The following is a 26,252-nucleotide window of genomic DNA, read 5'->3' as shown; positions in this document are numbered from 1 at the left end:
CCCTGCCGGCTCCAGGGCGTCGCCCGGAGCCTTTTCCGATCCGGCGCTCACCCCTGGGCTGTCGAAGGGCGCTGAGATTCCCGACGAGCCCGCGTAGGTTTCGATAAGCTCAGCCTGCGCGCGGCAATGCGATTAAGGTAGAGGGCCGGAGGTTCGCCCAAGAAAAAAGGGCCGGTTCGAAACCGGCCCCTTTCGGGATCACATCTGCGGCGCGGCGCCCATGCCACCCATTCCGGGCGGGGCGATGGCGAGCAGCTCGACATCGAAGATGGTGACCGCATTGGGCGGGATCACGCCGCCGCCCGCGCCGCGATCGCCATAAGCGAGCTTGGGCGGGAACCAGAAGCGGTATTTCGCGCCCTGCTTCATGAGCTGCAGCCCCTCGGTCCAGCCTGGGATCATGCCGCCGCCGACGGGAAGGACGGCCGGCCCACCCTGGCGCGAGCTCGAATCGAAGGCTTCGCCATTCACCAGCTTGCCGTCATAATTGACGAGGACGGTATCGCCGGCGCTGGGCTTGGGGCCCTGGCCTTCCTTCAGCACCTGATATTGCAGGCCCGATGCGGTGGTGACGACGCCCGAGCGCTTGCCGTTGGCGGCGAGGAACTCGGCCGCCGGCTGCGCCATCGCCACCTGCGAACGGGTGCCGAAATAGGCCGTGCCGACGCCCGCCGCGACGAGCAGGCCGACGCCGATCCAGAGCGTGGCGAGCGACCCTTTGCCGATCGGACGCAAGGGAACGGCGGTCACTTCCGACATCGGCGAATATTCCTGCTTATCAATCAGTTCCGCCATCCTGCCCCGGCCGGGGCCATGGCGCAAGGGGCGCAGGACGCGCCCCGCCGTGAAAACGGCTCAGGCCGGATCAGTGCCGGACTCAGCGGACGCCGTCGCGCTCCAGCCGCTTGCGCTCCAGCTTGCGCGCGCGGCGGATCGCGGCGGCGCGCTCGCGGGCGCGCTTCTCGGAGGGCTTCTCGTAATGACGGCGCAGCTTCATCTCGCGGTACACGCCTTCACGCTGCAGCTTCTTCTTGAGTGCGCGGAGGGCCTGGTCGACATTATTGTCGCGAACGATGATCTGCATAAACCCGTCAATCTCCAGTCGTGCGAGCGGCAGAAGGCGACCCCATATCGGGCCCCATCCATCGGATCGCGCAAATATGTGCGGCAGCGCGAAAACCGGATTTCGCGCCGTGAGCCGCCGCCCCTAGCAGCGACGCCGCGATTCTTCAAGCCCGGGCGGCCATATGCTTTCCAAGCCCGCCCCCTTTCCGCTATTCGCCGGCGGGTAATGACCCGCTTCACCGTCAATGGCCAGCCCGTCCATTATCGCATGGACGCCCGCACTCCGCTGCTCTGGGCGCTGCGCGACGCATCCAACCTCACCGGCACCAAATATGGCTGCGGCGCGGGGCAATGCGGCGCCTGCACCGTGCATATAGACGGCGCGCCCGCCCGCGCCTGCCAGGTAACGATCGGATCGATCGAGGGCGCCTTCGTCACCACCATCGAGGCCTTGTCGCGCGACCGCAGCCATCCCGTGCAGCAGGCCTGGGTGGCGGAAAATGTGCCGCAATGCGGCTATTGCCAGTCGGGCATGATCATGGCGGCGGCCGCGCTGATCGAGAAGAATCCCGATCCGTCCGACGAGGAGATCGACCAGGCGATCACCAATATCTGTCGCTGCGGCACTTATCCGCGCATCCGCCGCGCGATTCGCCGCGCAGCGCAGGCCATGCGGCAGGATAGTGGGATCGATGCCGCGCCGCCGCCCGGAATCGATCCCGCCGACGCCGCGCGCGCCGTGCCCGCGCTAGCCCCGCCGGCGGGAAAGCTTTCGGATCGCTGAAGAATGGGTTCAGCCCTATTTCACCCCTTAGGGCGCAAAGCGGCACCGACGGCGGCGATCGTGCCGCCCCGCATGAGGTGCATTTTCATGGTGAGGACCCTTACCGCCCTGCTGCTCGCCGCGACGGCCGCGATCCCGACCGTCGCCTCGGCGCAGACTCCCTCCCCCCGGCCGGAACATGATCGCCGCGACCGGGATTGGCGCGAGGAGCAGCGCGACGACCGCCGCGACTGGAATGAGGATCGCGGACAGGAACGTCGCGACTGGCGCGAGGATCGACACGACGAACGTGGCGACTGGCAGGAGAATCAGCGCGATTGGGAGGACGACCGGCGCGAGGATCGCCAGGACTGGCGGGACGATCGTCGCGAGGGACGTGATTGGCGCGATGACCGGCGCTGGGACCGCGACTGGCGCAATGATCGCCGCTATGACTGGCAGCGCTGGCGCGAGCGCAACCGGCCGCTCTATCGCGCGCCGCGTTATTATCCCCCGCGCGGCTATGACCATGGCTATCGCCGCTGGGTGCCGGGCCATCGCATCCCGCGCTATTATTATGGCCGGCCCTATTGGATCGTCGATCCCTGGCAATATCGCCTGCCGCCGGCTTATGGCCGCTATCGCTGGGTGCGCTACCATGACGATGTGATGCTGGTGGACATCACCGACGGCATCATCCGCGACATCATCCATTCCTTCTTCTGGTAGCCTCGCACGGGGCACCATCGCCGATCGGGCCCGGAGCCGCCGCTCCGGGCCCTTTTTCGTTTCAGCACATGTCAAAGCTGAAATCCGTCGCCGCCTTCCCGCCTTAAGCCTGTCGGCATGATGACAGGCCGGTTCCCACGCCATTCAGGGCGATTCGACTAGAAGAAAGGAGTCGACCTACCAAGGAGCTGGTCATGCGTAAGCTTATCCTTTTCGGCCTGATGGCCGCCACCGCCATCCCCTCCCTCGCCCATGCACAGACGCGCGAACTGCATGAGGATCGGCGCGACATCCGCCAGGAGCAGCGCGACGTGGATCGCGCGATCCGCTACGGCGCGCCGCCCCATGTGGTCCGCGAGGAACAGCGCGACGTGCGCAGGGCCGAGCGCGAATATCGCGAGGATTGGCGCGACTATCGCCGCAGCCATCGCGAGGTCTATCGACGTCCTGCCTATGCCGGTCCGCGCGGCTATAGCTATCGCCGGGTCGTGGTCGGCCATCGCTTCGCGCCGGTCTATTATGCGCCGCGCTATGTGATCGCCGATCCCCGGCGTTATCGCCTGCCCCACCCCGTCGGCGCCAATCGCTGGGTGCGCTACGGCAATGACGCGGTGCTGGTGGACGCCCGCACCGGCCGCGTGCGCGCGGTCCATTACGGCTTCTTCTGGTAGGAAGAAGCCTAATCCAGCCGGCCGAAGGGCAGCAGCTCGCGCGCGAGCGCGGCGGCTGCCTTGCCGTCATGGGCGCGCAGCGCGGGCAGCAGGGCGGCCGCGTTGCGCTTCATCAGCCGGTCGAGCGGGGTCGGCGCCGGGGCCGTCGCGGCGGCCTCGGCGAGCCGGCGGGCGCGGGCGACATCGTCCTTGTCCGCGCGGATGCGCATCAGGCTGGCGACGCCAGGAAAGAAGGCGCGATCGCCGCCCAGCGCCACCGCCCGGTCGAGCGCCGCCAGTCCCTCCCCCTCGCGCGCGCCGATCGCCATGCGCGCAAGCATCCCGCCAAGCTGATCGATCGCGTCGAGATGCCAGCCGGCAATCGCCACCTGCGCCTCGGCATCGCGCGGATCGGCGGCGGCCAGCGCCTCGAACATGCGATGCGACGTCTTCGCATCACCCCGGTTGCGCGTGAGCTTGGCGCGATAGCCGATCCCGATCGCGCGCTGGAGCTGCGCCTCCCGATCACGGGGATTGGCGGCGAGGATCGCATCGGCCGCCTCGATCGCGCGACCGACCTCCGCCAGCGCCGCCTTCCGGTCGCTCGTCTGGAATGCCGCCGCCATCAGAATCTCGCGCGGCTTGGCGGCCAAAACGGGCGTCGCCGCCAGCATCGCCGCCACCGCCACGCCCGCTATTTCCCGGCGCATCACTCCCGTCTCCCCGGAACCTCTTCCGCGCGATCAGCGCACGACTACTGTCCCGGTTCCGGGGGGGCCGGGTCAAGCCAGCGCTTCGGCGATCAGGCGGCGGGTGTTGGCAATGCCATAGACTTTGATGAAGCTGCCCATGCGCGGCCCCTGCGAACTGCCGAGCAGCGTTTCGTAGAGCGCCTTGAACCAGTCGCGCAGATTTTCGAATTGGGCGCGCTTGCCGGCCTCATAGACCTCATTCTGGATCGTCTCGGCATCCGCATCCTCGGGCAGCGCCGCCAGCTGCGCGTCGAGATCGGCAAGCGCCCCGGCCTCGCGCGCATCGGGCGCGCGGCGCTGGAGCGTCGGCGCGATGAAATCGCGATGATAGGCGACGGCATGGCCGATCAGCCCATCGAGCGCCGGATAGGTCACCGGATTAGCATCGGGCAGATAGTTGCGCAGATAGCCCCAGATGATGTCGCGATCCGCCTCGCCCAGCACGCCGACAAGGTTGAGCAGCAGGCCGAAGCCGATCGGCAGCGCCTCCTCCGGCACATCGCCATTGTGGATATGGTGGACGGGATTGCCGAGCTTCTTGTCCAGCTCCTGCCCCGGCCAAGCCTGGCGGAACTGCCAATATTCGTCGATCGCGCGCGGGATCACGCCCATATGGAGCTGCTTGGCGCGCTTGGGCTCGCGATAGATGTAGAAGGCCAGGCTCTCCTGCGGGCCATAGGTCAGCCATTGCTCGAGGCTGAGTCCATTGCCCTTGGACTTGGAGATCTTCTCGCCCTTCTCGTCGAGGAACATCTCGTAATTGAAGCCCTCGGGCGGCTTGGCGCCGAGCACGCGGGCGATCTTGGAGGACTGGACCACCGAATCGATCAGATCCTTGCCCGCCATCTCATAATCGACACCGAGCGCGGTCCAGCGCATCGCCCAATCGACCTTCCACTGGAGCTTGGCGCCGCCCGACAGGATGGAGACGATCATCTCCTCCCCGTCATTGGGATCGGTGTAGCGCACGATACCCTGATCGACATCGACCACCTGGAGCGGCACCTGCAGCACCACACCCGTCTTGGGATCGACCGGCAGCACGGGCGAATAGGTCGCCTGCCGCTCCTGGCGCAGCGTCGGCAGCATCACGTCCATGATCGCATCATAGCGTGCGAGGACCAGCTTCAGCGTCTCGTCGAACCGGCCCGCGCGATAGAGTTCGGTCGCCGAAAGAAATTCATATTCGAAGCCGTAACGATCGAGGAATTCGCGCAGCATCGCATTATTGTGGTGCGCGAACGACTCGAACTTGCCGAACGGGTCCGGAATCGCCGTGAGGGGCCTGCCGAGATGCTCAGCCAGCATCGCCTGATTGGGGACATTGTCCGGCACCTTGCGCAGCCCGTCCATATCGTCGCTGAAGGCGATCAGCCGCGTCGGAATGTCGGACAGCGTTTCGAAGGCATGGCGCACCATGGTGGTGCGCAGCACCTCGTTGAACGTGCCGATATGCGGCAGGCCCGACGGGCCATAGCCCGTTTCGAACAGCACATGGCCCTTGTCCGGCGCGCCGTCCGGATAGCGCTTGAGCAGCTTGCGCGCCTCCTCATAGGGCCAGGCCTTGGACGCGAGCGCCGTGGCCCGAAGCTCGGGAAAGCGCAGAACAGGATCGTTTGCCATTTGTTCTTTCATCTTCTAGCGAATCCGGGTGGCCTTACCCGCAAAGACCGAGCGACTTGAAGCCCCGATGCGCGCGATCCGCCTCATCGAGCCCGCGACCGGCCCCTATGACGAGAGGGTCCGCTATGTCGCGCGGCCCGGATTGCGCGCGCTGCCCGCCGGATCGGCAGCGGCGCTGGGCTTTGCCGTACCGCAGCTGATCGTGCTCGCCTTCTTCCTCTGGGTGCTATGGTCGCCCGAAGCCTCGACGGGGCGCAATCTCGCCTTCAGCCTGTCGATGACGGTGGCGCTGCTCGCGGTCGGCGCGGGCGTGATCTGGCTGCTCGTCCGCCGCAACCTGCCGCTTCTCCTCGGCATCGTCCGCGCGCCCTTCATCCGGCTGACCGTCACCGACCGGCGCGTGCTGTGGAGCCTGCCCTGGACGCCCGAGCCGCTGATGGAGATTGAGGCCGCCCGCATCCGCGGCGGCATAGTGGGCGAGCTTGACGCCCAGGGGCGCGGCAATGCCGTGATCCTGCTCAATCCGGGCGACTATGCCGGCGATTTCGACGGCAATATCCATCTCGATCGGCTGCCCGACGCCGCTGCCTTCGTCGATGCGCTGCGGCTGCTCGCATGACGATGCTGCCCTGGCCCGCGCTGCACGCCACGCATGGCGGCATCTGGATCGCGCAAGCCGATGGCGCGGTGCGCGCGGTGGGTCGCGGCGAGGCGATCGCGATCGCCGCCGAGACGCCGATGATCCTGCTCAACGCGCCCGTCATCGCCACGCGGCTGGGCTATGGCGAGCTTTCGGGGCTCGACCTGCTCGAACTTTACGCCTTCCTTCACCCCGCCCGCTTCGCCGTGCCGACGCCTGCCGGCATGGCGCGCGCGCTGGGCCTCACCCCGCCCGAAAGCGATGCGAAGGCCGCCCCGCTGCTGCGCGAGCTTGCGGCGGCACTGCTCGCGCGGATCGAGGATCCCGATTGGCCCGAACGCGAAGGCGCGTGGAGCGGCGCGCAGGCGCTCCTCCGCCTGCGCTGGCCCTGGGCCTCCGCCGTCGCCGACCGGATCGAGAAGCCCGAGCGCGCCGAACGCTGGCTCTTCTCCCGACTGCCCGAATGGCAGGAGATGCCGCCCCGGCCGCAGCCGCGCCCCGTGCAGCTCGGCGAGGCGGAGACGCTCGACCGGTTGTCGCGCCTCGTCGGGAAGGGCGCGGAGCCACGCGAGGGGCAGCGCGCCTATGCCGCCGCCGCCGCACGCGCCTTCGATCCGCGCACCGCCGAGGGCCGGCCGCACATGCTGCTCGCCGAAGCGGGCACCGGCATCGGCAAGACGCTGGGCTATCTCGCCCCCGCCTCGCTCTGGTCCGAAAATGCCGACGGGCCGGTGTGGATCTCCACCTATACCAAGGCGCTGCAACGCCAGCTCGACCGGGAAAGCGCGCGCATCTTCCCCGATCCGGCGCTCAGGCGGGAGAAGGTGGTCGTCCGCAAGGGGCGCGAAAATTATCTCTGCCTGCTCAATCTGGAAGATGCGCTGCAGGGCGGCTTCCAGGGCCGCGCGGCGATATTGGCGCAGCTCGTCGCACGCTGGGCAGCCTATAGCCGCGATGGCGACATGGTGGGGGGCGACCTGCCCGGCTGGCTGCCGACGCTGTTCCGCCGCGCAGGCTCGACCGCGCTCACCGACCGGCGCGGTGAATGCGTCTATGCCGGCTGCCCCCATTATCGCAAATGCTTCATCGAGCGCTCCGCCCGCGCCGCCGAGGGGGCGGACATCGTCATCGGCAATCATGCGCTGGTGATGATTCTCGCCCAGCGCCGGCGCGAGGAAGGAAGCCCGCTTTCCCGCCTCGTCTTCGACGAGGGCCATCATCTGTTCGACGCCGCCGATTCGACCTTCTCGGCCGCGCTCACCGGGCAGGAGGCGATCGAGCTGCGCCGCTGGATCATCGGCCCCGAATCGCGCGCGCGCGGGCGCCGCCGGGGGCTGGCCGCGCGGCTGTCCGATGTTGCCTCCTATGACGAGGAAGGGGCGCTCGCGATCGAAGCCGCCTGCATCGCCGCCAGCCAGCTTCCCGCGGACGGCTGGCTCGGCCGGCTGGCGGAGGATCTGCCGCTCGGCCCCGTCGAACGGCTGCTCACGGCAGTGCGCGGCACCGTCTATGCGCGCGCCCGGGCGGCGGACGCCGGCTATGGGCTGGAGACGGAGGCCGCCAATCTCGATGCTCCGCTGATCGAGGCGGCGGCGCCCGCCGCGCAGGCGCTGGAGGATCTGATCCGTCCGCTCGCCCGGCTGCGCCAGCGGCTCGAGACGGTGATCGAGGATGCGCCCGACTGGCTGGACGCGCAGGCCCGCGCACGGATCGAAGGCGCGCTGGCGGGGCTCACGCATCGCGGCCAGTTGCTCGGCGCCTGGGTGGCGCTGCTCGGCCGGATCGGCGGGCCGGTCGATCCCGATTTCGTCGACTGGCTGGCGGTCGATCGGGTCGAGGGGCGCGAATATGATGTCGGCCTCCACCGCCACTGGCTCGACCCTACCCGCCCGCTCGCGGAAACGGTGCTGAAGCCCGCCCATGGCCTGATCGTCACTTCGGCCACGCTGCGCGGCGGCGAGGAGTGGGACGCGGCCGAGGCGCTCACCGGCGCGGTCCATCTCGATCATGCCCCCGCCCGCTTCGCTGCGCCCAGCCCGTTCGACTATCCTTCGCGCGCGGAGGTGCTGATCGTCACCGACTTGAAGCGCGGCGACATGGCCGCGCTCGCCGGCGCCTATGCCCGGCTGATCGCGGCGGCGGGCGGCGGCACGCTGGGCCTGTTCACCGCGATCCAGCGGTTGAAGGCGGTGCATGCGCGCATCGCCGATCGCCTCGCGCGCGACGGGCTGCCGCTCTATGCCCAGCATGTCGATCCGATCGACACGGGCACGCTGGTCGATATCTTCCGCGATGATCCCCGCGCCTCGCTCCTCGGCACGGATGCGCTGCGCGACGGGGTGGACGTGCCCGGATCGTCGCTGCGCATGGTGGTGATGGAGGGCGTGCCCTGGCCCCGGCCCACCGTGCTCCATGCCGCGCGCCGCGCGGCCGGCGGCGGATCGGCGCATGACGATCGAGTGGTCCGCGCACGGCTCGCCCAGGCGTTCGGCCGGCTGATCCGCCGCGCGGACGATCGGGGCATGTTCGTGCTGCTCGCCGCCGCCACGCCTTCGCGCCTGCTCGATGCCTTTCCGCCCGGCGTGCCCGTCCACCGGCTGACGCTCGACGAAGCCGTGCGGCGGGTTACGTCACGTCTTTCCTCTGACGCATCTTTGGGGCATCAGGCGAGCACGGACATCCTTTCGGAGAAGGCATGAAACGGCTCGCGCTGCTCCGCCACGCCAAGTCGGGATGGGATGATCCGGTCGCGCGCGATTTCGATCGCCCGCTGAACGCGAAGGGCAAGCGCGCGGCGCAGACGATGGGCCGCTATATGCGCGACCATGGCCTGCATTATGATCGGGTCACGGCATCCCCCGCCATCCGGGTGGTGGAGACGCTCGATCAAATGGCGATCGGCCTGGGCGAGACGCTCGCGCCGAGCTGGGATCGGCGCGCCTATCTCGCCTCCGCAACGACCCTGCTCGATCTGGTGCAGGAGGCGCCGGACGTGGCGAACAGCCTGCTGCTTGTCGGCCATAATCCGGGGCTGGAGGATCTTGCGCTGCTGCTCGTGCCCGATCGCGCGGGCGATGCGGTGCGCGATCGGGTGGAGCAGAAATATCCGACCGCCAGCCTCGTCGAGATCGGCTTCGACGCCGATCGCTGGAGCGACATCCGCGCGGGCGCGGGCAGGATGCTCCGCTTCATCCGCCCACGCGATCTCGATCCCGCGCTCGGCCCGGATGCCAAGGGCTAGGCCAAGTTTCGCCCAACCGCGCTCCGGCTAAGCGCCGTCAGGCGAAAAATGCCCGATCCTCGGCGAGCGCGCGTGCCAGATCGTCCCGGATCGCCCGCAATTCGGCGAACAGGCCCGGCACGGGGGTAGCGGGAGCGGCCACCGGCGACTCGGGTGGCGTTTCAGGCTCCGGTGCGGCCGGGGCAGGCTCGCCCGCATCGCCGGCGGCGAGCAACTTCTGCACGCCCTTGATCGTATAGCCTTCCTCGTTGAGCAGGCGGTTGATCCGGTGCGCGAGCGCCACGTCGGCCGGGCGATAATAGCGACGGTTGCCCGCGCGCTGGAGGGGACGCAACTCCGGAAAGCGCGTTTCCCAATAGCGCAATATATGCTGCGGCACGCCAAGTTCGGCGGCAAGCTCGCCGATCGTCCGGAACGCGCCTGCCGCCTTGTCTGTCATATCAGTCCGCTTCGATGATCCGCTCGCGCATCGCCTGCGACGCGCGGAAGGTCAGCACACGGCGCGGCGCGATCGGCACCTCCACGCCCGTCTTGGGATTGCGGCCGATCCGTTCCGCCTTGTCGCGCAGGACGAAGCTGCCGAAGCCCGAAATCTTCACATTCTCACCCGAGGCCAACGCCTCGCACATATGGCCGAGAATCTGCTCGACGAGCATTGCCGATTCAGCACGTGACAAGCCAATATCACCATGCAGCACCTCGGCAAGGTCGGCACGGGTCAAGGTCCCGGTTTGAACCATTCGTCTCCCCCATCAGACACGTGGAGGAACCATATTATCGCGCCCGAAGCCGCTTGAGAACCCGCATCAATAGCGAACTGCGGCAGCGCCCCAGGTGAAACCGCCGCCCATCGCCTCCAGCACCAGCAGGTCGCCCCGCCTGATCCGCCCGTCGCGCACCGCGACGTCGAGCGCGAGCGGCACCGAGGCCGCCGAGGTATTGGCATGAAGATCGACCGTGACGACCACCTTCTCGGGCGGCAGGCCGAGCTTGCGCGCGGTCGCCTCCAGGATGCGGCGATTGGCCTGATGCGGCACCACCCAGTCGACATCCGCCACCGACAGCCCGGCCCGGTCGAGCGCCTCGCCCAGCACCGTGGCGAGATTGACGACGGCGTGGCGGAACACCTCCTGCCCCTTCATACGCAGCTTGCCGACCGTGCCCGTGGTGGACGGGCCGCCATCGACATAGAGCAGCGAATTATGGCGGCCATCGGCGTGGAGACTGACGGACAGGACGCCGCGATCCTCGCTATCCTCGGCCTTCAGCACCACGGCGCCCGCGCCGTCGCCGAACAAGACGCAGGTGGTGCGATCCTCCCAGTCGAGGATGCGGCTGAACGTCTCGGCACCGATGACGAGCGCGACATCCGCCGATCCGGCGCGGATCATGCTTTCGGCGACCGACAGAGCGTAGAGGAAGCCCGAGCAGACCGCCTGCACGTCGAAGGCGACGCAATCGTCGATCCCGAGCGCGGTCTGCACCTTGGTGGCGGTCGAGGGGAAGGTCTGGTCGGGCGTCGCGGTCGCGAGAACGATCAGGCCCACCGCATTCGGCGCGATGCCCGCCGCATCGAGCGCCGTACGCGCGGCATCGGCGCCCAGCGTCGCGGTCGTCTCGCCCTCTCCGGCGATATGGCGGAAACGGATGCCGGTGCGCTCGACGATCCACTCGTCGGACGTGTCGACCCTTTCCGCCAGCTCCGCATTGGACATGCGGCGCTTGGGCAGCGCCGATCCGGTGCCGGCGATGACAGCCCGTCTGGTCAAGCGACCTTCTCCGACGCGCGGGTGGGGAAATTGGCGAGATCTTCGGCGATGCGGCGGCTGATATCCTCGCTCGCGAGCTTCACCGCAACGCCGATCGCATTGGCGACGCCGTCCGCCGTGGCGCCTCCATGGCTCTTCACGACAATGCCGTTGAGGCCGAGGAAGACCGCGCCATTATGATTGTTCGGATCGAGATGGACGCGCAGCAGGTGCAGCGCCGGGCGCGACAGCAGGAAGCCCGCCTTGGACCGCAGCGAGCTGGTGAAGGCGCGTTTCAGAAGGTCGGTCACGAAGCGCGCCGTGCCTTCCATCGTCTTCAATGCGATATTGCCCGAAAAGCCGTCGGTGACGACCACATCGGCCTCGCCCCGGCCGAGCCGGTCGCTTTCGATGAAGCCGTCGAAGCGCATGTGGAGATGCGGCGTCGCGCGCAGCATCGCGGCGGCGTCCTTCAGCGCGTCGGTGCCCTTCAGCTCCTCGGTGCCGATGTTGAGCAGCGAGACGCGCGGCGCCTCCACCCCCAGCACGATGCGCGCATAGGCCGCACCCATCACCGCGAACTGCACCAGATTCTGGCTGTCGCACTCGGTATTCGCGCCGAGGTCGAGCATCACCAGATCATTTTCGCCGAGCGTCGGCAGCAGGGCGGCGAGCGCGGGCCGGTCGATTCCGGCCATGGTGCGCAGCGCGAGCTTCGACATCGCCATCAGCGCGCCGGTATTGCCGGCGGAGACGGCGGCATGCGCCTCGCCCGCCTTCACGGCGGCGATGGCACGCCCCATGGAGGTGGTCTTGGCGCGGCGGATCGCCTGGCTCGGCTTGTCCTCGCCCGAAATCATATCGGGCGTGTGGACGATCTCGACATGGCCGGCGAGGCCCGGATGGCGTGCGCATTCGCCCGCCAGCACGGTTTCGTCGCCGAACAGCAGGAAGCTCAGCCCCTGATGCTTCGCCCTGGCCCGCGCGGCGGCGGCGACCATGACAGAGGGACCGCCATCGCCGCCCATCGCGTCGATTGCGATTCGCGGCGCAACAATCACCCGCAAAGCCTCCGCTGGTACGTCTTACGCCTCGACGGAAACGATCTCGCGACCGTTATAATGGCCGCAGGCGTTGCACAGATTGTGCGGGCGCTTCAGCTCGCCGCAGTTCGAGCATTCCTGAAAGGCTTCCGCCGTCAGGGCATGGTGGCTGCGACGCATGTTGCGCCGCGAGGGCGAGGTCTTTCTCTTGGGGACGGCCATGTCGGCACCTGTTCCATTCGGTCAAAAAATAAACGACGAGCTTCGCCGACAGGTCGCGTGCGGCCATATGGCCGCGGACCAGCGGCCGGGCTCGTCGCGAGCGCTAGGGCCTATAGCGATTTCGGCTCGCGTTGCAAGCGCGGAGCGGTCATGAGCGCGTCATGCACAGCATATTGGGAGAATAATACGTGCCCGCCTTCACCCCGCCCTCCGTCACGCTGATCATCGCCGCGGCGCTTGGCCTCATCAATCTGTGGCTATCCTTCCGCGTCGGCCGAGTGCGCCTTCCCTCCAAGATCGCGATTGGCGACGGCGGCAATGAAATGCTGCGCGCACGCATGCGAGCGCATGCGAATTTCAATGAATATGTCCCGATCGCACTGATTCTGATGCTGCTGATCGAGTTGCGCGTGGGCGCAGCGACCGGCCTGTGGGTGCTGGGCCTGGCGCTGGTCGTGGGCCGGCTCGTCCATCCCTTCGGCATGGAACGGCCCGTGCCAAACCCGCTGCGCGGCGGCGGCATAGCGCTGACGGGCCTGGCGAGCCTCGCGCTGGTGATCTGGGCGATCTACCTCGCCTTCACGCCGGCCCAGACCCAGATCACCTATTTCTGATTCCGATTCGCGACGGGCGGGACGAGACGCAGCTCAGCGAATCTCCCGCCCCAGCGCGCGATCGCCGACGAACGGGTTGCTCGCCCGCTCATGCGCGAAATTGGACATGGGGCCATGGCCTGGCACGAAGGCGGTCTCGCCGCCGAGCGGCCAGAGCTTCTGCGTGATCGAGGAGATCAGATCGTCGTGATTGCCGCGCGGGAAATCGGTGCGGCCGATCGATCCCTGGAAGATTACATCGCCCACCAGCGCCAGCTTCGACGGCGCATGGTAGAAGACGACATGGCCCGGCGTATGGCCGGGGCAATGGATCACGTCGAGCGTCAGATCGCCCACCGTCACCGTGTCGCCATCGACCAGCCAGCGATCGGGCTCGAACGGCTTGCCCGGAATGCCATAGGCACGGCCATCCTCGTCGAGCCGGGCGATCCAGAAACGATCCTCCTCATGCGGCCCCTCGATCGGCACGCCCAGCTCGGCAGCGAAAATGCCGGTGCCGCCGCAATGATCGATATGGCCATGAGTGACGAGCAGCTTCTCGATCGTCACCCCATGTTGCGCAGCGGCGGCCTTGAGCCGGTCGAGATCGCCGCCCGCATCGACGAAGGCGCCCTTCATCGTCCTGGTGCACCAGATGAGGGTGCAATTCTGCTGGAAGGCCGTGACCGGGATGATCGCGGCCTTGAGGGGAGGTATGCTCGTCATGGCTCAAGACATGGCGGCTGCGCGCCGCCCGATCAATCCCGCAGCAGCTCGTTGATGCCCGTCTTGGCGCGCGTCTGCGCATCGACGCGCTTGACGATCACCGCGCAATAGAGCGACGGGCCGGGCGTGCCGTCCGGCAGCGGCTTGCCCGGAAGCGTCCCCGGCACCACCACCGAATAGGCCGGCACGCGGCCCATGAACACCTCGCCCGTGGCGCGATCGATGATCTTGGTGGAGGCGCCCAGATAGACGCCCATCGAGAGCACCGCGCCCTCCTCCACGATCACGCCCTCGGCCACCTCGGCACGCGCGCCGATGAAGCAATTATCCTCGATCACGACGGGATTGGCCTGGAGCGGCTCGAGCACGCCGCCAATGCCGACGCCGCCCGACAGATGCACATTCTTGCCGATCTGCGCGCAGGAGCCGACCGTCGCCCAGCCATCGACCATCGTGCCCTCGTCCACATAGGCGCCGATATTGACGAAGCTCGGCATCAGCACGACGCCCTTGGCGATGAAGGCACCGCGCCGCGCGACCGATCCGGGCACCGCGCGGAAGCCCGCGGCGCGGAAGTGCGCCTCGCCCCAGCCGGCGAACTTGCTCGGCACCTTGTCCCACCAATTGGCGTCGCCCGGCCCTTCGATGATCGCATTGTCGTTCAGGCGGAAGGAGAGCAGAACCGCCTTTTTGAGCCACTGGTTGACGGTCCAGGCGCCATCCACCTTCTCGGCGACGCGCAGCGTGCCCGCGTCGAGCCCGGCCAGCGCCTGCTCCACCGCGTCGCGCACCTCGCCCTTCGTCGCGAAGCTCAGGCCCTCGCGCGCGTCCCACGCCGCCTCGATCACGCCTGCCAGATCAGCGCTCATTCGTCATGTCCCCCAAAATATCATGCAGCCATTCGCCGACATCGGCGATCTCATAATCGATGAAGTCCGGCGGCGATCCGTCGTCGACCTGCTCGGACCCGTTGTTCACCCACACCGTCGTCATGCCCAGCGCCTTGGCAGGCTTCAGGTTGCGCGCCATATCCTCGACGAACAGCGCGGTCCGCGGATTCACGTCCAGCGCGGCGCACATGCGCGCATAGCTCGAAGGATGGGGCTTCGGCTGATAGGCGCAGGCATGGATGTCGTGGATCGCCTCGAAGCTTTCGGACAGGCCGACGCGGGCGAGGACGCGGCGCGCATAGGGTTCGTCGCCATTGGTGAAGATCAGCTTGCGGCCGGGCAGCCGCGCGATCGCATCGACCAGCCGGCGATCCTCCTCCAGCACATCCATCTCGATATCATGCACGTCCGCCAGAAATTCGTGCGGATCGATGTCATGCACCGTCATCAGGCCGGAAAGTGTGGTGCCATGCTCGTGGAAATAGCGCTTCTGGATCGCGCGGGCCTCATTCCAGTCGGTGCCGGTCAGCCGCGCGACATAGGCCGTCATCCGCGCGTCGATCAGACCGAACAGGTCGCACGACGCCGGATAGAGCGTATTGTCCAGATCGAAGATCCAGGTATCGACATGGGCGAGCGCGGGAAGCATTGCGCGCCTGCTAGTCGCCGCCGCGCGGCGGGGCAAGCATCGTCAGACCGTGAAGCTCTCGCCGCAGCCGCAACTGCCCTTGGCGTTGGGATTGTCGAAGACGAAGCCGGCGGTGAAATCATCCTCCACCCAGTTCATCGTCGATCCGATCAGATAGAGGATCGAGCCCGCATCGACATAGAAATCGCCGCCGGGGGTCGCGATCTTCTCGTCCATCGGATCGGGCGCGGTGACATAGTCGACCGAATAGGCCAGCCCCGAGCAGCCACGGCGCGGCGTGGAAAGCTTCACGCCAACCGCGCCTTCCGGAGCATTCGTCATAAGCGTCGCGATACGCTCCTCGGCCGAGGGCGTGAGGATCAGCGCAGCAGGGCGAACGCGGGTAGCAGTAGCCACTTTTCTTCCTTCCTCGACCTTACAACATTCCAAGTTCGAGCTTGGCGTCGTCGGACATTTTCTGCGGGTCCCATGGCGGATCCCAGACGAGATTCACCTCGGCCGATCCGACCCCCGGCACCGCGCCGACGCGCAATTCCACCTCGCCCGGCATCGATTCGGCAACGGGACAATGGGGCGTCGTCAGCGTCATCGTCACCACCACATGGCCGTCGCTCGTGACGTCGACGCCATAGATCAGGCCCAGATCATAAATGTTCACCGGGATCTCGGGATCATAGATCTCGCGCAGCGCCTCGATCACGCCCTCGTATAGATCGCCACCCGGCTCGCCTTTGGCCGGCGCGGATGGCTTCTGGGCGAGGAAGCCTTCGAGATAGTCGCGCGGGCGCTCGGCGGGCGCCGCCTCCTCCGCCTGGTCCACGCGGGCACGGGGCGGCGGCGGCGGGGCCGCGTCCATCTCCTCGACGACGATCTTGCGCTCTTCGTTCATTCCCTCATCCATCAGGCGAATATCCGTGTCACCCGCTCGATGCCGCGGATCAGCGCCGCCACATCTTGCTCCCCATTATAGACGCCGAAGCTCGCCCGTGCGGTGGCGGGCACGCCGAGATGGTCCATCAGCGGCTGGGCGCAATGATGCCCGGCGCGGATGGCGACCCGCTCCTCGTCCAATATGGTGCCGATATCGTGGGGATGAACCCCCTCGATCGCGAAGCTGACGATGCCCGCAGAATCTTCCGGGCCGAACAGTTTGACGCTGTTGATCGACGCCAGCGCCTCGCGCGCCATGCCGACCAGCGCGGCCTCATGCGTGTGGATCGCATCGAGGCCGATCGCCTCGACATAATCGATCGCGGCATGGAGGCCGAGGCTGCCGACGATATGCGGCGTGCCCGCCTCGAAACGCGCGGGCGGCGGGGCATAAGTGGTGCGCTCGAACGTCACCCGGTCGATCATCGCGCCCCCGCCCTGCCATGGCGGCATGGCATCGAGTATCTCGGGCCGCGCCCAGAGCGCGCCGATGCCGGTCGGGCCATAAAGCTTGTGGCCGGAGAAGACATAGAAGTCGCAATCGAGCGCGGCGACATCGACCTTGAGACGCGGCACCGCCTGGCAGCCGTCCAGCAACAATTTCGCGCCCACCCCATGCGCGATCGTAGCGGCGCGGCGCGCGTCGAGGATAGAACCCAGCACATTGGAGACATGCGCGAGCGCCACCAGCCTGTGCCGGGGCGTCAGCATCTCCGCCATGCGGTCGAGATCGATCCGGCCATCTTCGGTCAGCGGCGCGACGTCGATCTCTATGCCTGCGCGGTCGCGCAGCAACTGCCAGGGCACGATATTGCTGTGATGCTCCAGCCGGCTCAGCATGATCCGGTCACCGGGCTTGAGCAGGCTGCCCCAGCTTTGCGCGACGAGGTTGATCGCCTCGGTCGCGCCCCGCACGAACACGATCTCGTCGGCCGATCCCGCATTGAGGAAGCGCGCCACGCGGCGACGCGCGGCTTCATAGGCAAGCGTCATGTCCGCCGAGCGCTGATAGACGCCGCGATGGACGGTAGCATAGGTCTCGCCATAAGCCGCCGCGATCGCATCGAGCACGGGCTTGGGCTTCTGCGCGGTGGCGGCGGTGTCGAGATAGGCCCAGCCCTCGGGGATGGCCGGGAAATCCGCGACCAGATCGAGCGGGCGGGCGTCGGCAACAATGGTCATGCGGCAGCCCCCAGCCATGTATCCGCGTCGCGCAGGAAGGCGTCGTGCACCGCCTCCTCGCCGATCCGCTCCAGCGCGTCGGCGACGAAGGCGCGGGTGAGCAGCGCCTTAGCCTCGACCGGCGGCACGCCGCGCGATTCGAGATAGAAGAGCGCGCGCGCATCGAGCTCGCCGACGGTCGCGCCATGCGCGCATTTCACATCGTCGGCGAAAATCTCCAGCTCGGGCTTGAGATTGATCGTCGCAGCGCGCTTGAGAAGCAGGCCGCGCAGCGATTGCTCACCATCCGTCTTCTGCGCGCCGCGCGCCACCTCGACGCGTGCGGCGAGGCTCGCCGTGGCGCGATCGTCGGCAACCGCGCGCCAGATCTGCCGGCTGGTGCCGCCTTCGGCCGCATGGCGGACGACCACCGCCGCATCGTGCCGCTGCGTGCCGCGCGCGAGCAGCGCACCGCCGAACTCGGCATAGGCGCCATGGCCGGCGAGCAATATCTCCGCATCGATCCGCGTGCCCGCGGCGCCTGCGCCCAGGATAGTGGTGACGAGGCTGCCGCCGTTCAGAATCTCGCTTTCCTCACGGATCGAGCCGAAGCCCGTATCCTGCATCAGGCGGATAGCGCGCATCAGCCGCGCCTCGGGGCCGATGGCGATCGCGGTCAGCCGGTTGGTCCAGCCATCGCCCACGAAAGTCTCGACGATGCTCGCCTGCGCGCCCTCGCCCAGCCGGATATAGCCGGGAACATGATTGGCGCCGCCGGTCGCGACATGGACGATCTCGATCAGGCCGGACGCCGCGACATTGGACGCAAGATCGAGCGTCCAGCCCTCGCCCGTCGCGAGCCGGCCAAGCGGATGGCCGCTCTGTGCCGCCACCGAGCCGACGATAAGGTCGCCGGGCTCGCTCAGCGCGTTGTCCAGCCGGCCGTCGACGAACAGCAGGCGAGGCCCGTCGCCGATCCACAGATCGCTGGTATCGATCACGCCGCCCTGCGGCTCGGCCTCGGCCAGCGCGGGCAGGCCCGACAGGTCGGACCAGCGCCACGCCTCCTCGCGCGTCGATGGGAGGGTGAGATTCACGCCGCTATCGCTCCATAGCCCTCGCGTTCCAGCTCATGCGCCAGCTCCGGCCCGCCCGAACGGACGATGCGGCCGGCGGCGAGCACATGGACGAAATCGGGCCGGACATAATCGAGCAGCCGCTGATAATGGGTGATGAGCAGCACCGCCTTGTCGGGCGTGCGCATGATGCGGTTGATCCCCTCGCCCACCGTGCGCAGCGCATCGATGTCGAGGCCCGAATCGGTCTCGTCGAGAATGGCAAGCTTGGGATCGATGATCCCCATCTGCACCATCTCGTTGCGCTTCTTCTCGCCGCCCGAAAAGCCGACATTCACGGGCCGCTTGAGCATGTCCATCGACAGGCCGAGCGCATCCGCCTGCGTGCGCGCGAGCTTCAGGAACTCGGCGCCCGAAAGCTCCTCCTCGCCGCGCTGGCGGCGCTGCGCGTTGAGCGCGGTACGCAGGAACTGGACGTTGGAGACGCCCGGAATCTCGACCGGATATTGGAAACCCAGGAACAGGCCCGCCGCCGCGCGCTCATGCGGCTCCATCGCCAGCAGATCCTCGCCGTTGAACGTCACCGCGCCGCCCGTCACCTCATAGCCGGGCCGTCCGCCCAGCACATAAGCGAGCGTCGACTTGCCCGCGCCATTGGGCCCCATGATCGCATGGATCTCGCCCGCATTCAGCGCGAGCGTCAGCCCCTTGAGGATCGGCTTGCCATCGACTTCGGCGTGGAGGTCTTCAATCCTGAGCATCATTCTTCCCGACCGTCACCCCTGCGCAGGCAGGGGCCTATTTCTCTATTCACGAACGCCACCGCGCGTTGCGGCAAATATGAGCCCCGGAGGGGCGACGCATTAATTAACCGACCGACCCTTCCAGGCTGATGCCCAGCAGCTTCTGCGCCTCGACCGCAAACTCCATCGGCAGCTGCTGCAGCACTTCCTTGGCGAAGCCGTTGACGATCAGCGCCACCGCCTGCTCCTGATCGAGCCCGCGCGCCATGGCGTAGAAGAGCTGATCGTCGCTGATCTTGGAGGTAGTCGCCTCATGCTCGATCGTGGCGCTGGGGTTCTTCACCTCGATATAGGGCACGGTGTGCGCGCCGCATTGATCGCCCAGCAGCAGCGAGTCGCACTGGGTGAAGTTGCGCACATTCTCCGCCGTCGGCCCGACGCGGACGAGACCGCGATAGGTGTTGTTCGAGCGTCCCGCGCTGATGCCCTTGGACACGATCGTCGATCGGCTGCCCTTGCCGAGATGGATCATCTTGGTGCCGGTATCGGCCTGCTGGCGGTTATTGGTGACGGCGACCGAATAAAATTCGCCGACGCTATTCTCGCCCGCCAGCACGCAGCTCGGATATTTCCAGGTGATGGCGGAACCCGTCTCCACCTGCGTCCAGCTCACCTTCGAATTGCGTCCCTGGCACAGCGCGCGCTTGGTGACGAAATTATAGATGCCGCCACGCCCCTGCTCGTCGCCGGGATACCAATTCTGCACGGTCGAATATTTGATCTCGGCATCGTCGAGCGCAACCAGCTCGACCACAGCGGCATGAAGCTGGTTCTCGTCGCGCTGCGGCGCGGTGCAGCCTTCGAGATAGCTGACATAGCTGCCCTTGTCGGCGACGATCAGCGTGCGCTCGAACTGGCCGGTATTGGCCGCGTTGATACGGAAATAGGTGGAAAGCTCCATCGGGCAGCGCACGCCTTCGGGCACGTAGACGAAGGTGCCGTCGGAAAAGACCGCCGAATTGAGCGCCGCGAAATAATTGTCCTGGGTGGGCACCACCTTGCCCAGCCACTTCTTCACCAGATCGGGATATTCGCGGATCGCTTCCGAGATGGAGAGGAAGATGACGCCCGCCTTCTTCAGCTCCTCGCGGAAGGTGGTCGCGACCGAGACCGAGTCGAACACCGCGTCGACCGCCACCTTGCGCGCGCCTTCCACCCCGGCGAGCACCTTCTGCTCCTCGATCGGGATACCCAGCTTCTCATAGGTGCGGCGGATTTCGGGATCGAGCTCATCGAGCGAGGCGAGCGTCGGCTTCGCCTTGGGCGCGGCATAATAATAAGCGTCCTGATAGTCGATCGGCGGCACGTCGAGCTTCGCCCAATCGGGGCTCTGCATCGTCTGCCACAGGCGATAGGCCTTCAGCCGCCATTCGAGCATCCATTCGGGCTCGCCTTTCTTGGCGGAGATGAAGCGGACGATATCCTCGTTCAGCCCCTTGGGCGCGAATTCCTGCTCAATCTCGGAGGTGAAGCCCCATTTATATTTGGCCGCCTCCTCGGCCGCTTCGAAGGCTTCCCGGTTCCGCACATCGGTCATGCGACTTCTCCCGCCAATGTCGCGAGACTTACCCCGCCAAGCGCGCCCTTGACGGCGCTGTTCACTGCCGACCAGTGCGGCTTCACGCGGCAATCATGTTCCAGCCCGCAATCATGCCGGCCATTTTCGACACAGGCCGTCATCGCGATCGGCCCTTCCACCGCCTCGATGATCTCGGCAAGCGTGATGAGGCCGGGATCGCGGGCGAGCGCGAAGCCGCCGCCCGTGCCGCGCGCGGAGCTCAACAGTCCCGCCGCCGCCAGCCGGCCCATCAGCTTCTGCGCGGTCGGCAGCGGCACGCCCGTCTCCTCGGACAGCGACGCCGCCGACAGCCGCTCGGCGCAACCATGGCGTGCGGCGGCGGACATCATCACCACGGCATAATCGGTAAGGCTCGACAGGCGCATTATCTTCAATCGGATTGAATTGATCCGATTGGCAGATGGCCTTTCGGGCGCGCGAGGTCAAGGCCGTTTCTCCCTCTCCTCGGGGGAGAGGGCCGGGGTGAGGGGATCGGGCAAGCGGGCTCTATGCCCGATTGCCCGATTTATCGGCAAAATCCCCTCATCCTCCACCGCTTCACGGCGGGCCCCTCCCTCTCTCCCGAGGGGAGAGGGGTGATTACTTCCCCGCTGCGATCCAGGCGTCGACGCGGTCCTCCAGCATGTCGAGCGGCAGCGGCCCGCTCTTCAGCACCAGATCATGGAAGGCGCGGACATCATATTTGGGGCCGAGCTCGCGCTCCGCCTTCGCCCTCAGCTCGCTGATCTTGAGGCGGCCGATCATGTAAGCTGTCGCCTGCCCCGGATAGACGATGTAGCGCTCGATCGCCTTGACGATCCCGCCCGGCGCGTCGGCGGAATTGTCCTCGACATATTTGATCGCCTGTTCGCGGGTCCAGCGCTTGTGATGAATGCCGGTATCGACGACCAGCCGGATCGCGCGATGCAGTTCGAGCTGGAGCCGCCCGAAATCGCGATAGGGATCGGTGTAGAGCCCCATATCCTTGGCGAGCTTCTCCGAATAGAGGCCCCAGCCCTCGGTATAGGCGGTGAAGCCGCCGAAGCGGCGGAAGGGCGGCACATCCTTGAGCTCGGTCTGGATCGTGCGCTGGAGATGATGGCCCGGAATGCCCTCATGATAGAAGAGCGCCTCCACCTCGTAGAGCGGCATGTCCTTCATGTCATAGAGGTTCACATAATAAGTGCCGGGGCGCGATCCGTCCGGCGTCGGGCCCTGATAGAAGGCCTTGCCCGCGGATTTCTCGCGGAAGGGCTCGACCGGCTTCACCACCATCGGCGCCTGCGGCAGCACGCCGAACCATAAAGGCAGCTTCGCCGTCATGGCTGCCTTGGCCTTCTCCGTCTCGGCCAGATAGACGTCGCGGCCCGCCTGGTCGTTGGAGACGTAGAAGCCCTTGTCATCCCGCATATGCGCGAAAAAGGCCTGGAGATCGCCCTTGAAGCCGACCCGCTTCATGATCTCGCGCATCTCGCCATGGATGCGCGCGACATTGTCGAGCCCGACCTGGTGGATCTGGTCCGGCGTCATCGCGGTGGTGGTATAATTGGCCAGCCGCTCGGCATAATAGTCCGCGCCCCTGGGGAAGCGCCACACGCCGTCGTCGCTGCCGGCAAGCTTCTCCTGCCGCTCCATCTCGGCGATCAGCCGCACATAAGCAGGCTTCACCGATTTCAGCAGAGCATCGGTCCCTGCCGCCAGCAGCGCATCCTTCTCCGCCTGCGACATTGCGAGCTTGCCGACCTTCGCCTTCAGATCGGCATAGAGCGGTGCCTCGGTCGCGATCCGGGTGAAGGGAAAGCCCGAAATCACATTCTTCGCGTCGGAGAGGATATAGGGATAGACCCATTTGGGCGGCATCAGCCTCTGATCCGCGCGCTTGGCCGATTCCGCGACAAGCTGGTCGATGGCGGGGCCGAGGCCGTTCAGCCGGCTCACATAGGCTTCGGCATCGCTCTTGCTGTCGACCCGATGGATGTTGATGAGGAAGGCCGGGAACTGGCTCTGCGCGCCGTTCATCTGGTCGAAGACATAGTCGTAATCGCGAAATTGATAGGCTTTCGCGCTGCGCTCGATCTTCTTTTCGAACAGGCTGTAGGAAAGCCGTCCCTCCGCATCGAGCGTCGCCGGATCGAAGCGCGCATGCAGATCCTTCAGCGCCGCCCGATCGGCCTGATAGTCGCGCTCCTCGGCAGCGTCGCTGAACTCGTCCCACTTGCCATAATCGCCATCCTTGATGCCGCGATAGGATTTGGCGAGCGGCGAACGGGCGAGCTGGGCATCGTCATAGGCCTGGAAGAAAGCGGCGAGCGCCGCCTTCTGGTCGGCGGGCGCCACATGTGGCGCGGCGGTTTCGGGCGCCGCGACGGGCGCGGCAACGGTCGTGCAGCCCGCGACGAGCACCGTCGTCGCCAGCAGGAATGGGCGCAGCATCGAATATCCCCCTTTGATCAGGACGTTGCGCGCGACCCTAGCGGCCTCGCCCGGCCGGTGCCATAGGCGAGGCCATGTCGCTCTATCCGCTCCTCCGCCCGCTCATCTTCCGCCTCGATGCCGAACGCGCGCATCGCCTGACGATCAATGCGCTGAAGATCCTGCCCGCGGGCGCTCCGCCGGCGACCGATCCGGTGCTGGGCATCCGTGTGGCGGGGATCGACTTTCCCAATCCGGTCGGGCTGGCCGCGGGCTTCGACAAGGATGCCGAGGTGCCCGATCAGATGCTGGGCCTGGGCTTCGGCTTCGTCGAGGTGGGCACGCTCACCCCGCTTCCCCAGGCGGGCAACCCCAAGCCCCGCCTGTTCCGGCTGGCGGAGGACCGGGCAGTGATCAACCGCATGGGATTCAACAATGGCGGGCAGGCGGACGCGCTGGCCCGGCTCGACGCGCGGGGTGACCGGCCGGGCATCGTCGGCGTCAATATCGGCGCGAACAAGGATGCCGCCGATCGCATCGCAGATTATGCGGCGGGCGTGCGGGCGATGGCAGGCGTGGCCAGCTATCTGACGGTCAACATCTCCTCCCCCAACACGCCGGGCCTGCGCGCGCTGCAGGACAGGCAGGCGCTCGATGCGCTGCTCGTCGCGGTGGCCGAGGCGCGGGGGGCGGGCGGCCCGCCCGTCTTCCTGAAGGTAGCGCCCGATCTCACGCCGGCGGATGTGGACGATATCGCGCAGGTGGCGATCGAACGCGGCATAGACGCGCTGATTGTGTCCAACACGACCATCGCCCGCCCGCCGCTGAAATCGGCGCATGCGGGCGAGAGCGGCGGACTTTCCGGCGCGCCGCTCGCGGATGCCGCGCTCGAACGGCTGCGCGATTTCCGCCGCGCGACGGGCGGGCGGCTGCCGCTGATCGCGGCGGGCGGGATCGGCGATGGAGCGGCCGCCTATGCCCGCATCCGCGCGGGCGCGAGCCTGATCCAGCTCTATTCGGCGCTCGTCTATGAAGGGCCCGGGCTCGCCCGCCGCATCGCGCGCGAGCTCAAGACGCGGCTCCTGCGCGACGGCTTCGCGACGCTCGCCGATGCGGTCGGCAGCGAGGAACAGGATCGATCGGCGGCAGCGTGACCGCCAGCCGCCGGAATATTTTCGTAGGTGAAACGGCTTGCCGCACGGGCAAAGCTGGCTAGTCTGCGGCTTCATGCTGAAGCGTATCCTGATCCTCCTCGCCGCAGCCCTGCTGCCTACCGCCGCGATCGCAGAAGGGGGCGTCGTCGCCGCCGCCGATCCCAGAGCCTCCGACGCCGGCCGCGAAATATTGCGTGCGGGCGGCAGCGCCACCGACGCGGCAATGGCGATGATGCTGGCACTGACGGTGGTCGAGCCGCAATCTTCCGGCATTGGCGGCGGCGGCCTGCTGCTTCATCATGACGGCAAGACCGGCCTGATCGGCACGATCGACGGGCGCGAGACCGCGCCCGCCGCCGCCCGGCCCGATCGCTTCATGGGGCCGGACGGCAAGCCGCTGCCCTTCGTGGAGGCCTTTCCCGGCGGCAAATCGGTAGGCGTGCCCGGCAATATCCGGCTAATGGCGCGCGCGCATCAGCGCTGGGGCAAGCTACCCTGGGCCCGGCTGTTCGAGCCCGCGATCCGCCTGGCCGAGAACGGCTTCGAGGCATCCACCTATACCAGCAAGGCGAGCGGCCCCGTCTCCAAGCTATGGGGCGATTTCCCGGAGATCGCGGCGCTCTATAGCGATAATGGCACCCCCAAGGCGGCCGGCACGAAGATCAGCAATCCCGCGCTCGCTACATTGCTGCGCCGCATCGCCGCCGAAGGACCCGAAGCCTTTTACAGCGGCGCCAATGCCGATGCGATCATCGCCGCGACCGCCAATGCGAAGCGCAATCCCGCGCCCATCACCGCCGCAGACCTCGCCGGCTATCAGGCGAAGGAGCGGCCGGCGGTGTGCGGCCATTATCGCGGCTACAAGATTTGCGGCATGGGGCCGCCCTCCTCGGGTGCCACCACCATCCTCCAGATGCTGGGCATGCTCGAACGCTTCGACATGAAGAAGCTCGGCAAGGATTCGCCCGTCGCCTGGCATCTGATCGCGGAGGCGATGCAGCTCGCTTATGCCGATCGCGAAAAATATCTGGGCGATCGCGATTTCGTGTCCGTGCCGCTCGCCGGCCTGATCGATCCGGCCTATCTGCGTCAGCGCTCGAAGCTGATCTCGCCGGTGCGCTCGCTTAAAAAATATGAGGCAGGCACGCCGCCCGGCGCCGAGCCCCGCACCGCCGCCATTTCGGGCGAGGTGTCCGGCACCACCCATTTCGTCGCGGTCGACGGCAATGGCGACGTCGTGTCGATGACGTCCACGGTGGAAGGGCCGTTCGGCAGTCAGCTCATCGCAAATGGCATGGTGCTCAACAACGAGCTCACCGACTTCACCTTCGCGCCCGAGAAGGACGGCGCCCCCGTCGCCAACCGGGTCGAGCCCGGCAAGCGTCCGCTCTCCTCCATGGCGCCGACGATCGTTTATGACCCTGAGGGCCGGGCGGTGCTGGCGATCGGATCGGCGGGCGGCAAGCGCATCATCATGCATGTGATGAAGTCGCTGGTCGGCGTGATCGACTGGGGCCTGCCCGCGGGCGAGGCAATCGCGCTTCCCAACATCTTCTTCGGCGGCGGCGCGGTGCTGGTCGAAAAGGGCACGGCGCTGGAGGCGATGGCGCCCGCGATCGAGAAGCTCGGCCAGACGGTGACGCCTTCGGAACTGGTCTCCAAGCTCGCCACGGTCCAGCGCACGCCCAGCGGCTGGGTCGGCGCGGCAGACCCGCATTTCGGCGGCGTCGCGCTGGTGGAGTAAGCTTCCTCCCTCATCCCTGCCTTCGCAGGGATGAGGATGCGATTCCCTTCCCGCCAGCCGAAGGCTAAAACTTCCACTCG

At 67.0% G+C, this 26,252-nt stretch carries 29 protein-coding genes; 9 read left to right on the top strand and 20 right to left on the bottom strand.

Annotation, left to right across the window (positions count from 1 at the left end; translation table 11 throughout):
- Positions 1-198: 198 nt before the first annotated feature.
- On the bottom strand, positions 199-759 hold the full coding sequence (locus CLG96_RS10470) for an FKBP-type peptidyl-prolyl cis-trans isomerase (protein WP_107968085.1): 561 nt from the start codon (positions 757-759) through the stop codon (positions 199-201).
- 118 nt (positions 760-877) lie between these two features.
- Positions 878-1,084, bottom strand: coding sequence for a 30S ribosomal protein S21 (gene rpsU, locus CLG96_RS10465; protein ID WP_107967830.1), 207 nt, complete (start codon positions 1,082-1,084; stop codon positions 878-880).
- 207 nt (positions 1,085-1,291) lie between these two features.
- Between rpsU and CLG96_RS10460 the strand changes: the two genes are divergently transcribed.
- The 3 genes from CLG96_RS10460 to CLG96_RS10450 all read left to right on the top strand — a co-directional run bounded on the left by CLG96_RS10460 (position 1,292) and on the right by CLG96_RS10450 (position 3,228).
- Entirely contained in the window at positions 1,292-1,849 is a 558-nt protein-coding gene (locus CLG96_RS10460; protein WP_107967829.1) for a (2Fe-2S)-binding protein, read from the top strand.
- Between the two features lie 87 nt (positions 1,850-1,936).
- Positions 1,937-2,557 carry an RcnB family protein gene (locus CLG96_RS10455; RefSeq protein ID WP_107967828.1) on the top strand — a complete coding sequence of 207 codons (621 nt, stop codon included), beginning with the start codon at positions 1,937-1,939 and terminating at the stop codon, positions 2,555-2,557.
- A gap of 194 nt (positions 2,558-2,751) precedes the next feature.
- Complete coding sequence (locus tag CLG96_RS10450; protein ID WP_107967827.1) at positions 2,752-3,228, top strand: RcnB family protein; 477 nt, start codon at positions 2,752-2,754, stop codon at positions 3,226-3,228.
- A gap of 8 nt (positions 3,229-3,236) precedes the next feature.
- Here CLG96_RS10450 and CLG96_RS10445 read toward each other — a convergent pair whose 3' ends face one another.
- The gene (locus CLG96_RS10445; RefSeq protein ID WP_107967826.1) at positions 3,237-3,917 is read right to left on the bottom strand and encodes a hypothetical protein; all 681 of its coding nucleotides are present in this window, start codon (positions 3,915-3,917) and stop codon (positions 3,237-3,239) included.
- A gap of 72 nt (positions 3,918-3,989) precedes the next feature.
- Positions 3,990-5,582, bottom strand: coding sequence for a lysine--tRNA ligase (locus tag CLG96_RS10440; protein WP_107967825.1), 1,593 nt, complete (start codon positions 5,580-5,582; stop codon positions 3,990-3,992).
- A 67-nt stretch (positions 5,583-5,649) separates the two neighbouring features.
- Between CLG96_RS10440 and CLG96_RS10435 the strand changes: the two genes are divergently transcribed.
- Genes CLG96_RS10435 through CLG96_RS10425 form a run of 3 tightly spaced genes read left to right on the top strand, consistent with a single transcriptional unit; the run spans position 5,650 to position 9,463 of the window.
- Positions 5,650-6,201: a hypothetical protein gene (locus CLG96_RS10435; protein WP_107967824.1), complete on the top strand. Its 552-nt coding sequence runs from the start codon at positions 5,650-5,652 to the stop codon at positions 6,199-6,201.
- Positions 6,198-8,921 (top strand): ATP-dependent DNA helicase, encoded by a 2,724-nt coding sequence (locus CLG96_RS10430; protein ID WP_107967823.1) that lies wholly within the window; start codon positions 6,198-6,200, stop codon positions 8,919-8,921. Before CLG96_RS10435 ends, CLG96_RS10430 begins: the two co-directional genes overlap by 4 nt.
- Positions 8,918-9,463 (top strand): SixA phosphatase family protein, encoded by a 546-nt coding sequence (locus CLG96_RS10425; protein ID WP_107967822.1) that lies wholly within the window; start codon positions 8,918-8,920, stop codon positions 9,461-9,463. The genes CLG96_RS10430 and CLG96_RS10425 overlap by 4 nt, the downstream gene beginning before the upstream one ends.
- A gap of 37 nt (positions 9,464-9,500) precedes the next feature.
- Here CLG96_RS10425 and CLG96_RS10420 read toward each other — a convergent pair whose 3' ends face one another.
- The 5 genes from CLG96_RS10420 to rpmF all read right to left on the bottom strand — a co-directional run bounded on the left by CLG96_RS10420 (position 9,501) and on the right by rpmF (position 12,476).
- The gene (locus CLG96_RS10420) at positions 9,501-9,902 is read right to left on the bottom strand and encodes a MerR family transcriptional regulator (protein WP_107967821.1); all 402 of its coding nucleotides are present in this window, start codon (positions 9,900-9,902) and stop codon (positions 9,501-9,503) included.
- Position 9,903: 1 nt separating this feature from the next.
- Positions 9,904-10,203, bottom strand: coding sequence for an integration host factor subunit alpha (locus CLG96_RS10415; RefSeq protein ID WP_107967820.1), 300 nt, complete (start codon positions 10,201-10,203; stop codon positions 9,904-9,906).
- Between the two features lie 66 nt (positions 10,204-10,269).
- Complete coding sequence (locus CLG96_RS10410) at positions 10,270-11,232, bottom strand: beta-ketoacyl-ACP synthase III (protein WP_107967819.1); 963 nt, start codon at positions 11,230-11,232, stop codon at positions 10,270-10,272.
- A complete protein-coding gene (plsX, locus tag CLG96_RS10405) occupies positions 11,229-12,239 on the bottom strand; it encodes a phosphate acyltransferase PlsX (RefSeq protein WP_423828200.1) in 1,011 nt (336 codons plus the stop codon). The genes CLG96_RS10410 and plsX overlap by 4 nt, the downstream gene beginning before the upstream one ends.
- 57 nt (positions 12,240-12,296) lie before the next feature.
- Positions 12,297-12,476, bottom strand: coding sequence for a 50S ribosomal protein L32 (gene rpmF / locus CLG96_RS10400; protein ID WP_107967818.1), 180 nt, complete (start codon positions 12,474-12,476; stop codon positions 12,297-12,299).
- A 188-nt stretch (positions 12,477-12,664) separates the two neighbouring features.
- Between rpmF and CLG96_RS10395 the strand changes: the two genes are divergently transcribed.
- Positions 12,665-13,090, top strand: coding sequence for an MAPEG family protein (locus CLG96_RS10395; protein ID WP_107967817.1), 426 nt, complete (start codon positions 12,665-12,667; stop codon positions 13,088-13,090).
- A 33-nt stretch (positions 13,091-13,123) separates the two neighbouring features.
- Here the strand turns inward: CLG96_RS10395 and CLG96_RS10390 are convergent, their stop codons facing one another.
- The 11 genes from CLG96_RS10390 to CLG96_RS10340 all read right to left on the bottom strand — a co-directional run bounded on the left by CLG96_RS10390 (position 13,124) and on the right by CLG96_RS10340 (position 23,295).
- Positions 13,124-13,795 carry an MBL fold metallo-hydrolase gene (locus CLG96_RS10390; RefSeq protein ID WP_107967816.1) on the bottom strand — a complete coding sequence of 224 codons (672 nt, stop codon included), beginning with the start codon at positions 13,793-13,795 and terminating at the stop codon, positions 13,124-13,126.
- Positions 13,796-13,827: 32 nt separating this feature from the next.
- Entirely contained in the window at positions 13,828-14,664 is an 837-nt protein-coding gene (gene dapD / locus CLG96_RS10385; RefSeq protein WP_107967815.1) for a 2,3,4,5-tetrahydropyridine-2,6-dicarboxylate N-succinyltransferase, read from the bottom strand.
- Positions 14,654-15,334: a pyrimidine 5'-nucleotidase gene (locus tag CLG96_RS10380; RefSeq protein ID WP_107967814.1), complete on the bottom strand. Its 681-nt coding sequence runs from the start codon at positions 15,332-15,334 to the stop codon at positions 14,654-14,656. The genes dapD and CLG96_RS10380 overlap by 11 nt, the downstream gene beginning before the upstream one ends.
- Positions 15,335-15,376: 42 nt before the next feature.
- A complete protein-coding gene (locus CLG96_RS10375) occupies positions 15,377-15,730 on the bottom strand; it encodes a HesB/IscA family protein (protein ID WP_107967813.1) in 354 nt (117 codons plus the stop codon).
- 19 nt (positions 15,731-15,749) lie between these two features.
- The gene (locus CLG96_RS10370) at positions 15,750-16,223 is read right to left on the bottom strand and encodes an SUF system Fe-S cluster assembly protein (protein WP_107968081.1); all 474 of its coding nucleotides are present in this window, start codon (positions 16,221-16,223) and stop codon (positions 15,750-15,752) included.
- 11 nt (positions 16,224-16,234) lie between these two features.
- Entirely contained in the window at positions 16,235-17,446 is a 1,212-nt protein-coding gene (locus CLG96_RS10365; RefSeq protein ID WP_107967812.1) for a cysteine desulfurase, read from the bottom strand.
- Positions 17,443-18,522: a SufB/SufD family protein gene (locus CLG96_RS10360; RefSeq protein ID WP_107967811.1), complete on the bottom strand. Its 1,080-nt coding sequence runs from the start codon at positions 18,520-18,522 to the stop codon at positions 17,443-17,445. Before CLG96_RS10360 ends, CLG96_RS10365 begins: the two co-directional genes overlap by 4 nt.
- Positions 18,519-19,262 carry a Fe-S cluster assembly ATPase SufC gene (sufC, locus tag CLG96_RS10355; protein ID WP_107967810.1) on the bottom strand — a complete coding sequence of 248 codons (744 nt, stop codon included), beginning with the start codon at positions 19,260-19,262 and terminating at the stop codon, positions 18,519-18,521. Before sufC ends, CLG96_RS10360 begins: the two co-directional genes overlap by 4 nt.
- 106 nt (positions 19,263-19,368) lie before the next feature.
- Positions 19,369-20,841 carry a Fe-S cluster assembly protein SufB gene (sufB, locus tag CLG96_RS10350; RefSeq protein ID WP_107967809.1) on the bottom strand — a complete coding sequence of 491 codons (1,473 nt, stop codon included), beginning with the start codon at positions 20,839-20,841 and terminating at the stop codon, positions 19,369-19,371.
- A complete protein-coding gene (locus CLG96_RS10345; protein WP_107967808.1) occupies positions 20,838-21,248 on the bottom strand; it encodes an SUF system Fe-S cluster assembly regulator in 411 nt (136 codons plus the stop codon). Before CLG96_RS10345 ends, sufB begins: the two co-directional genes overlap by 4 nt.
- A 214-nt stretch (positions 21,249-21,462) precedes the next feature.
- Positions 21,463-23,295, bottom strand: a complete 1,833-nt coding sequence (locus CLG96_RS10340) for a DUF885 domain-containing protein (protein ID WP_107967807.1) — start codon at positions 23,293-23,295, stop codon at positions 21,463-21,465.
- Between the two features lie 74 nt (positions 23,296-23,369).
- On the opposite strand from CLG96_RS10340, the gene CLG96_RS10335 reads away from it, so the two are divergent.
- On the top strand, positions 23,370-24,428 hold the full coding sequence (locus CLG96_RS10335; protein WP_107967806.1) for a quinone-dependent dihydroorotate dehydrogenase: 1,059 nt from the start codon (positions 23,370-23,372) through the stop codon (positions 24,426-24,428).
- Positions 24,429-24,501: 73 nt separating this feature from the next.
- Positions 24,502-26,172, top strand: a complete 1,671-nt coding sequence (ggt, locus tag CLG96_RS10330) for a gamma-glutamyltransferase (protein WP_107967805.1) — start codon at positions 24,502-24,504, stop codon at positions 26,170-26,172.
- The last annotated feature ends 80 nt before the right edge of the window (positions 26,173-26,252 follow it).

This window comes from Sphingomonas oleivorans (assembly GCF_003050615.1).
Classification (GTDB): domain Bacteria; phylum Pseudomonadota; class Alphaproteobacteria; order Sphingomonadales; family Sphingomonadaceae; genus Sphingomonas_H; species Sphingomonas_H oleivorans.
This window is presented reverse-complemented; position numbering and strand designations above follow the sequence as displayed.